Origin of the sequence: Saccharibacillus sacchari DSM 19268 (assembly GCF_000585395.1) — a bacterium.
Taxonomy (GTDB): domain Bacteria; phylum Bacillota; class Bacilli; order Paenibacillales; family Paenibacillaceae; genus Saccharibacillus; species Saccharibacillus sacchari.
Genome location: NZ_KK073875.1, coordinates 2,415,367 through 2,423,772 on the forward strand (window position 1 = coordinate 2,415,367; position 8,406 = coordinate 2,423,772).

Sequence of the window (8,406 nt, forward strand, 5' to 3'; positions counted from 1 at the left end):
CATGAATATTCGAAGCAAAGCCTGGAAGCTGCTGATGGTTGGAGGGCTTGGCGCTTCGCTGCTCGCAGGCTGCGGCGGCGGAGAAGAAGCGGCCAACAACGCGGAAAGCGTTACGGTAAGCAAAGAAGGTTTCCCGATTGTCGAACAACCGATCACCCTGACGATGATGGCGCCGGACGTCGGCATTCAGAACTGGGAGGACATGGTCGTTCTTCAGGAGATGGAGAAAATGTCCAATATCAAGTTCGAATACAAGAACGCGCCGAAAGACAGTTTTGAAACGAAAAAGAACCTCGTCTTCGCCAGCGAAGATTACCCGGATGTGTTCTATGCCGCCGGCCTGACCGCTTCCGAGCAGCTCAAGTACGGCGAACAAGGCGTGCTGGTTCCGCTGGAAGGCATGATCGACGAGTACGCGCCGAATTTCAAAGCGCTGCTCGACGAATACCCGGACGTTCGCAAATCGATCACCGCGCCGGACGGCCATATCTACTCGCTGCCGGTCGTGGAGTTCAGCCAGCACTGGTACCGCAATCCGATGTGGTATAACGGCGAGTTCCTGGAAAAGTTGGGCGTGGACAAGCTGCCTGAAACGACAGAGGAGCTGTACGATTACCTGAAACGCGTCAAAGAAGAAGATCCGAACGGCAACGGCGAAGCCGACGAAATTCCGATCTCTTCCGTGACCACGCCCGCGGCGAATATCCGAGATATCCGCACCTGGCTTCTGGGCGCGTTCGGCGCTTACGAAGAAGAAATCTACGTGGACGACAGCGACGTCGTGCATTACACCCCGATGGACGAGAGTTTCAAGCACTATCTGGAATACATGAACCGCCTGTGGGCGGACGGCCTGCTTGACCCGGAAAGCTTCTCGCAAACGGCCGAGCAGAAAAAAGCCAAAGGCCAAAACAACCAGCTCGCCCTGTTCTCGGACTGGAACGCGTACATGACCAAAGGCGGCGAGCCTTCGACCGAAGACCCGATGTTCCTGCCGGTGCGCAGCGAGTACGTCGAAAAAGCGGCGATCGCGAAAAACCGCGGCATTACGACCGGCGCTTTCGCCATTACGAAAACGAACCCGCATCCGGAAGCTTCGCTGCGTTGGGTCGACTACCTGTATTCGTACGAAGGCGCCCTGCTGTTCAATAAAGGACCGGAAGGCACGCTGTGGGAATACGAGAACGAAGCGGACCGCACGAAGAAATACCTGCCGGTACCGGACGGTCAAGACCGCGAAGATTACCGTGCGACGTTGACGCCGAACTACGGCATCCCGGCTCCGACCGTAACGACGGACGATATCGGCAAAGGGCTGACGACCGATTTCGATACCTGGGTATCCGAAGAAACGCAAACCAAGCTGCTGGATAACGGCGCGCGGATTCCGTTTCCTGCCTTGTTCCTGACGGTCGAAGAGCAATCGGAGATCAACAGCCTGAATTCCGACCTCAGCACGTACGTGAAGCAGATGGAAGCGAAATTCATTACGGGCGCCGAGCCGATGAGCGGTTGGGACAACTATGTCGCAACGCTGAAAAAGATGGGCGCCGAGCGCGTAGCGGAGATCAACCAAGCCGCTTACGACCGTTGGAAAGCGAACTAAGCGAAACAGCTGAACAAACAACGCAATAAGGCGGGTGGTCACGGAAAAAAGGAAGGCACAACGAGCGGATCTCGAAGCGTCTTTCTTTTCCCGGATCGACCCGCCTGCTTATTTTCGATAGGAAAGGCGTGAATCGAACATGAAGCAAACACCAACGTCCCGCTCCGCAGTCGTCGAAGAACGCATCGGCAAGCTGCTGAAGGACCTGTCGCTGGAGGAAAAAGTCGGTCAGCTTGCCCAACCTTTCGGCTGGACTTGCTATGAAAGAAAAGTGGACGGCTCCGTCGAACTGACGGAATCGTTCAAACTCCGCGTTGCCGAAGGCGGCGTGGGTTCGTTGTACGGCACATTGCGTGCCGATCCGTGGACGGGCGTTACGCTCGAGACCGGATTGTCGCCGGAAGAAGGCGCGAAGCTGGTCAACGAGATGCAGGCGTACGCGCTGGAGCACGGACGTCACGGCATTCCGATCCTGTTCGGCGAAGAATGTTCGCACGGCCATATGGCGATCGGCGCTACCGTATTCCCGGTTCCGATCTCGGTCGGCAGCACGTGGAATCCGGAGCTGTACGAAGAGATGTGCCGGGCCGTCGCGCTGGAGACGCGCAGTCAGGGCGGTGCGGCCACCTATTCGCCCGTGCTGGACGTCGTGCGCGATCCGCGTTGGGGGCGAACGGAAGAATGTTACGGGGAAGATCCGCACCTGACCTCGGTGCTGGGTCGGGCCGCCGTGCAAGGTCTTCAAGGCGCGAGCGGCGACCTGTCCGCGGACGACGCCATCCTCGCGACGCTCAAGCATTTTGCCGCTTACGGAAGCTCGGAAGGCGGACGCAACTCCGCTCCGGTTCATATGGGGCCGCGCGAACTGCACGAGATCGACCTGCTGCCGTTCCGTCATGCGGTGGACGCCGGAGCGCGGTCCGTTATGACTGCCTACAACGAGATCGACGGCATTCCTTGCACGACCAACCGCCATCTGCTGCAAGACATCTTGCGGGACGAATGGGGCTTCGACGGATTCGTCATTACCGACTGCGGCGCGCTCGGCCTGCTGACTTCCGGGCAAAATACGGCGGAAGACGGCGCCGATTCGTCGGCGCAGGCGGTATTGGCCGGCGTGGATATGGAGATGTCCGGCGAGATGTTCGATCGGCATCTGCTATCGGCTGTGCAAAAAGGGCTGTTGAGCGAAGATGACGTGGACCGCGCTGTAAGCCGTGTGTTGGAAATGAAGTTCGATCTGGGACTGTTCGACCGTCCGTTCGTCGACCCGAAGCGGGCGGGCGAAGTGATCGGCAGCGAAGCTCATCGGAAGTTGGCGCGCAAAGTCGCGGCCGAAGGGATCATACTGCTGAAAAACGAAGGCGGGCTTCTGCCGCTGGAGCGTTCAGCGTTTGCGGACGCCAAAAAGATCGCCGTCATCGGCCCCAATGCGGACGCGCCTTACAACCAGCTCGGCGATTATACGTCGCCGCAGCCCGCTGGCGCGATCGCGACCGTCTTGGACGGCGTCCGTGCCGCTCTGGGCGAGCAACCGGGGAGCGATCTCGAATATAGCCGCGTCCTGTACGCGCCGGGCTGCCGCATTCGCGGAGAATCGCGCGAAGGCTTCCCGGCCGCTCTCGCCAAAGCCGGACAAGCCGATACCATCGTGCTCGTCTTAGGCGGTTCCAGCGCCCGCGACTTCGGCGAAGGCACGATCGATCTGCAAACGGGTGCTTCCGTCGTCACCGAAAATTCGTGGAACGATATGGAATGCGGCGAAGGCATCGACCGTTCGACGCTCAACCTGGCCGGGGTACAGCTTGAACTGGCGCAGGAGATTTTCAAGCTGGGCAAGCCCGTGATCGTCGTCTATATCAACGGTCGCCCGATCTCTGAACCGTGGATCGTGGAGAATGCTCATGCGATCCTCGAAGCCTGGTATCCGGGCCAAGAAGGCGGACATGCGATCGCGGACATTCTGTTCGGCGACGTGAACCCTTCCGGCAGACTGACACTCGGCATCCCGAAACACGTCGGCCAACTTCCGGTATACCACTATAAGCGCAGAACCCGCGGCAAACGCTACCTGGAAGACGACTTCGAAGCACAGTACCCGTTCGGCTTCGGCTTAAGCTATACGGAGTTCCGCTACGACAATATACGGCTCGGCGCCGATACGATCGATGCCGACGGACAAACGACCCTTTCGATTGACGTGACCAACGCGGGTAGCCGAACCGGCGAAGAAGTCGTGCAGCTTTACGTCTCCGACCTGGCCGCCTCTGTCGTGCGTCCGGAGAAAATGTTGAAAGACTTCCGCAAAATTTCGCTGTCCCCGGGCGAAAAGAAGACAGTGACGTTCACCGTCGCCCGCGAACACCTTGAGTTTGTCGGACCCGATCTGAAGTGGTGCGTGGAGCCGGGTCTGTTCCGTCTTATGGTAGGTCCAAGCTCGATCGAAGGCTTGACCACCGAACTTCGTGTGAGCGCAAGCGTACTTGCCGCGCGTTAGCGCGGCCGGTTAAAATTTTTGACCATTTTTGAGCAGGAGGCCTTTATCCCATGAAAATTACCCGACATCCCGAAAATCCGATCGTTGTACCGGGTCTCTACGACTGGCGCAAAGCAACTGTTTTCAATCCCGCTGTCATTATCGATAACGGCAAATTTTACATGGTCGAACGTACCGCCGGTTCCCTGACACCGTGCAAAAACTATCTCGGTCTGCTCGAAAGCGAAGACGGCGTTCATTTTACCCACGTCAAAGACGAGCCGGTCCTAACCCCCGACGAGCTGGGCTTCCCGTACGGCAGCGTGCAGGACCCTCGCGTGGTCAAGATCGACGGCACCTTTTACATGAATTATGCCCTGCGTCCTTGCGCCATGAACTATTATCCGACCAACACGGGCGTGCCGGAACGTTCGATTCCCAAGTATCCGGACGGCTGGGGCGAAGAAGAAGGGCATTGGCTGACCCGTTCCTCGATCGTAAAATCCGACAATCTGATCGACTGGGAGTTCGTAGCCGATACGACGCCGCTGGACATCAACGACCGCGACAACATTTTGTTCCCGGAAAAAATAAACGGCCGTTACGCACTGCTGCGCCGGCCGGAAGAATATGTGGGCGAAGCTTACGGAACGGAAAAAGCCGCTATGTGGATTACCTATTCCGACGACCTCATCCACTGGGACGAACCGAAGCTGCTTGCCAAAGCCGAAAACATGGCCTGGGAAGGCCGGAAAATCGGAGGCTCCACTCCGCCCGTGCGCACGGATAAAGGTTGGCTGGTACTCTACCACGGCGTCGACGAGCATATCGTATACCGGGTCGGCGCGCTGCTGCTTGATCTCGATAACCCGGAAAAAGTGCTCGCCCGCACCTGGGAGCCGATCATGGAGCCGGAAACGTATTACGAAAAGTTCGGCTACCAGATTCCCAACGTCGTATTTCCGACCGGCAACGTGATCAAAGACGATCTGCTCTATATCTACTACGGCGTGACGGATACCGCGATCGCTTTGGCGACGGTGCCGGTGGACGAGCTGGTGGAGCATGTGCTGTCTTCCGCGAAAGTTCAGGCGTAAGCCTGAAAATTTTTAAGAATTTCGAGCTTTTTCGGACTACGCGCGTTTGGATGCTTTCAGCTTGCGATACTGTCCCGGCGTGAAGCCCATCTCTTTTTTGAAACGGCGAATAAAGTTGGGCGCGTCCAGATAACCGACCTGCTCGATGATTTCTTTCAGCGGCGCGCTGGTCGTCTCCAACTGCCGGATCACTTCGTCCACGCGGCGGCGCCAAATGTACTGCGAAAAGTTCAATCCCGTTTTCTCCTTAAAGCTGCGGCTCAAGTAAGACGTGGACACCGAATACTTCAGCGCGAGATGTTCCAGGCTCAGCGTATAATCGGAGAATCGGTCGTCCACGTCTTTTACGATTTCGTCGATCAACGTATCCCTCTTCTCTTCCGTGCTGCGCTCGACCTGCTGACAGATCTCCGAAGCCAGCGAGACCAAACGGCTTTCCAGGTCTTCTAACGTTTCAAAAGAAGCCAACACCGAAATATCCGCGAACACTTCTTTCATCCCCAGTTCGGAAGCGGTGCGCAGCAGGGAGTTCAGTACGTCAAAACAGATGCAGCGCAGCAAATGCACGGATAACGGTTCTTTTTTCAGCGTGTCCATAATGTCCGAGATAATCCGTACCGCTACCAGCGTGCTGCCCTGCTTCAGACTTTGATCCAGCTTCAAAATCATTTTGCGAGGAATCCAGAAGCTGCCTTCCTCCGTGCTCTCCGTATCGGATAATTGTTCAAAATAGGTGACGAGCTCCCGTCCGTTCATTTTGCGATACTCCAACGCGGCCGCCGCTTCCACGAACGACTGGTTCAGCGAATCGAGATCCTCGTAAGCCGAACCTACACCGATATGCGGAGACGAAGACAGTGCTTTTTCGGCGATATGCCGTACAGCCTCGATTGTCCGCTCGATGCGGGCAGGCAGCGTCTCTCCTATTTTTTGTTCGTCGAACGCGATGACCAATGCCAGCTGATCGTCCGCGGAAAACTCGACGCCGAACACTCTCGCTCCTGCTTCCTCCACCTCCAGACAACCCAGAGCTTCCCCGATATCGTAACCCTCCTCCGACATGAGTCGGTGATCGGAATGATCGCTCCAGGACAGAATGGCCGTTAAATAAATGCCTTTTCCTTTTGCGAATGCCAGTCCGATCTCTTCGATGGTTTTCATCATTTCCCGATCGTTAGGACGGCCGTGCTTCAACAACAGCAGCAAGCATTGGTTCCGTACAAAAGGCTGCTGCATATCGATCCTTGCGTTATAATCGCGAATCGTTTGCCGGATCGAGTCCCATTCATTGGAGGCTTTCATGGCTGCTCCGCTTTGGATGCCGACAAATTCCATCAGATCCTTAACCGGGTGATACTGCCTCTTGGCGAGCAGCATGGCTGCCGCACTACCAGTCAGAACCACAAGAGCAAACACGATCATGATCAAGGTCTGCACATGCGCCACGCGCCCGAAAAACTGATGGCTCGGCATTGTCATGACATAAGTCCAGTTGTTTTCGTCCGATTTGACCGACACCACCGATTGCATTTCCCCAGCTAGTTCCATGCTATGAATACCTGGTTCCAGTTGAGCAAGCGTCGCCCACTCACCGTTCGGCATTTCCGCTCCTCGGCTGTTGGTCGTCAACACTTCTCCGTTCTCGTTGAAAATATAGTTGCTGCCGTTGACGTCGTTAAGGATCGAATCCATCACGCCGGTCAACTTGGATTCCTTCATTAAATAAACGACGGATCCGTACGGGTACGGATCGTTCGTTTTGATAGGTACGATATAGGTGAGCAGCGGCTCCTGGCGCGAATACATATTCACCATCTCCGCAGCGCGAACCAAAGGTTGGTCGATCTCGTTCAGATTGCTTCGCACCTGTTCCGACGACCAATTTTCGAAACGGTACTCCCTGTTAAACACCACGTTGAGATCTGCAAGGCCCCGGTACGAATAGATTTTCTCATCGCCGTGCATATACAAAAGCAAATCCTCCACGATGCTATTGCTTGCTTTGTAGTTAGCGAGGGTACGGATAGCTTCCTGTGCGGATAACGGATTGGTCAGCATATAAGGCGTCAAATGCTCATCATAAGAAATTCGACTAGCCAGCGCATGCAGCTCACTCATCCGATCATCGATCGTGAGTTTTACCTGGCTCAGTTGGTTTACTTTAGACTGCTCAATTTCCGAACGCAAGTTCTTGACAGCGCTATCATACACAAATACGGTAAGTGCCGTTAAAGGAATCAGGAACGCAAGAATATAAGACAGCGCATACCGAAACAAAAGTCTGGACTTCACGAAGTTCCATCTTTCCTGAAAAACAGCCCGAGACCCGTACAAAGCTTGTATTCGCCGTTTCATGGTTTGTCTTCGCCCCCTTTTTGCCGATGATGTTTTAAACATTATAACGTTATATTGTCGTATTCGCCAGAGAAATCGACGCTTTTCGGCTTGCATGTCAGCTTCTTTGCTGTCTTCCCTATGGAGCCGCGACGTGGAAGACGAAATTCTGCCGCTATGCCGGGAGCTGGGTATCGGTTTTGTTCCTTACAGTCCGCTCGGGCGCGGGTTTTTAACCGGACAAATTCGTTCGTTCGACGATTTGGCCGAAGATGATTTTCGTCGATTCTCTCCTCGTTTCCAAGGCGAGAATTTCCAAAAGAATCTGGATCTTGTCGAACGGATCCGGGAGATCGCGGAGAAAAAAGGATGTGAGCCTTCTCAGCTGGCTTTGGCATGGCTGCTTGCTCAAGGCGATGATATCGTTCCGATTCCCGGCACTAAAAAGGCCAAGTACCTGATTGAAAATGCAGGTGCCGTCAAAGTGAGTCTGACTGCGGAAGAATTGCAACAGATCGATGCCGCAGCGCCGAAAGGCATTGCTGCCGGTGATCGTTACGAGCAAAACGGCATGAGCACGCTCAATCGGTAATTCTCTTCTGCCCAATGTAAAACCATAGCAAAAGAGCCTTACCGATTAAGGTAAGGCTCTTTCTATTGGCTTGGCAGCTTCCTACTCTCCCGGGACCCTGCGGTCCAAGTACCATCGGCGTTAGAGGGCTTAACGGTCGTGTTCGAGATGGGAACGTGTGGAACCCCTCTGCCATCACCACCAAACCATTGTGTCGGGATTAGCGACACGCAACAAGGTTTGCACCTTGAAAACCGGATCCGAAACGATCTCTTCGCGTCTGTTCGAAGTTGTCTTCTTACGAAAACGTTGGATAAGCCCT

General features: G+C 55.2%; 4 protein-coding genes, 1 rRNA gene and 1 pseudogene. 4 read left to right on the forward strand and 2 right to left on the reverse strand.

Annotation, left to right across the window (positions count from 1 at the left end; genetic code table 11):
* The first annotated feature begins 1 nt into the window (after position 1).
* From SACSAC_RS10335 to SACSAC_RS10345, 3 genes are all read left to right on the forward strand, one after another.
* Entirely contained in the window at positions 2-1,606 is a 1,605-nt protein-coding gene (locus SACSAC_RS10335) for an extracellular solute-binding protein (RefSeq protein WP_037285969.1), read from the forward strand.
* A gap of 139 nt (positions 1,607-1,745) precedes the next feature.
* A complete protein-coding gene (locus tag SACSAC_RS10340) occupies positions 1,746-4,103 on the forward strand; it encodes a glycoside hydrolase family 3 N-terminal domain-containing protein (RefSeq protein WP_037285973.1) in 2,358 nt (785 codons plus the stop codon).
* Between the two features lie 50 nt (positions 4,104-4,153).
* Entirely contained in the window at positions 4,154-5,179 is a 1,026-nt protein-coding gene (locus tag SACSAC_RS10345) for a glycoside hydrolase family 130 protein (protein WP_037285976.1), read from the forward strand.
* A 36-nt stretch (positions 5,180-5,215) separates the two neighbouring features.
* On the opposite strand, the gene SACSAC_RS10350 is transcribed toward SACSAC_RS10345, so the two are convergent.
* Positions 5,216-7,471: a helix-turn-helix domain-containing protein gene (locus tag SACSAC_RS10350; protein ID WP_245608618.1), complete on the reverse strand. Its 2,256-nt coding sequence runs from the start codon at positions 7,469-7,471 to the stop codon at positions 5,216-5,218.
* Between the two features lie 178 nt (positions 7,472-7,649).
* Here SACSAC_RS10350 and SACSAC_RS10355 point away from each other — a divergent pair.
* Positions 7,650-8,105 (forward strand): annotated as a pseudogene (locus tag SACSAC_RS10355) (aldo/keto reductase); the annotation flags it as partial.
* A 68-nt stretch (positions 8,106-8,173) separates the two neighbouring features.
* Here SACSAC_RS10355 and rrf read toward each other — a convergent pair.
* A 5S ribosomal RNA gene (gene rrf, locus SACSAC_RS10360) occupies positions 8,174-8,290 on the reverse strand.
* Positions 8,291-8,406: the final 116 nt, after the last annotated feature.

Coding starts and splice junctions, on each gene's coding strand:
- SACSAC_RS10335 (WP_037285969.1), top strand. CDS start 2: ATGAATATTCGAAGCAAAGCCTGGAAGCTGCTGATGGTTGGAGGGCTT.
- SACSAC_RS10340 (WP_037285973.1), top strand. CDS start 1,746: ATGAAGCAAACACCAACGTCCCGCTCCGCAGTCGTCGAAGAACGCATC.
- SACSAC_RS10345 (WP_037285976.1), top strand. CDS start 4,154: ATGAAAATTACCCGACATCCCGAAAATCCGATCGTTGTACCGGGTCTC.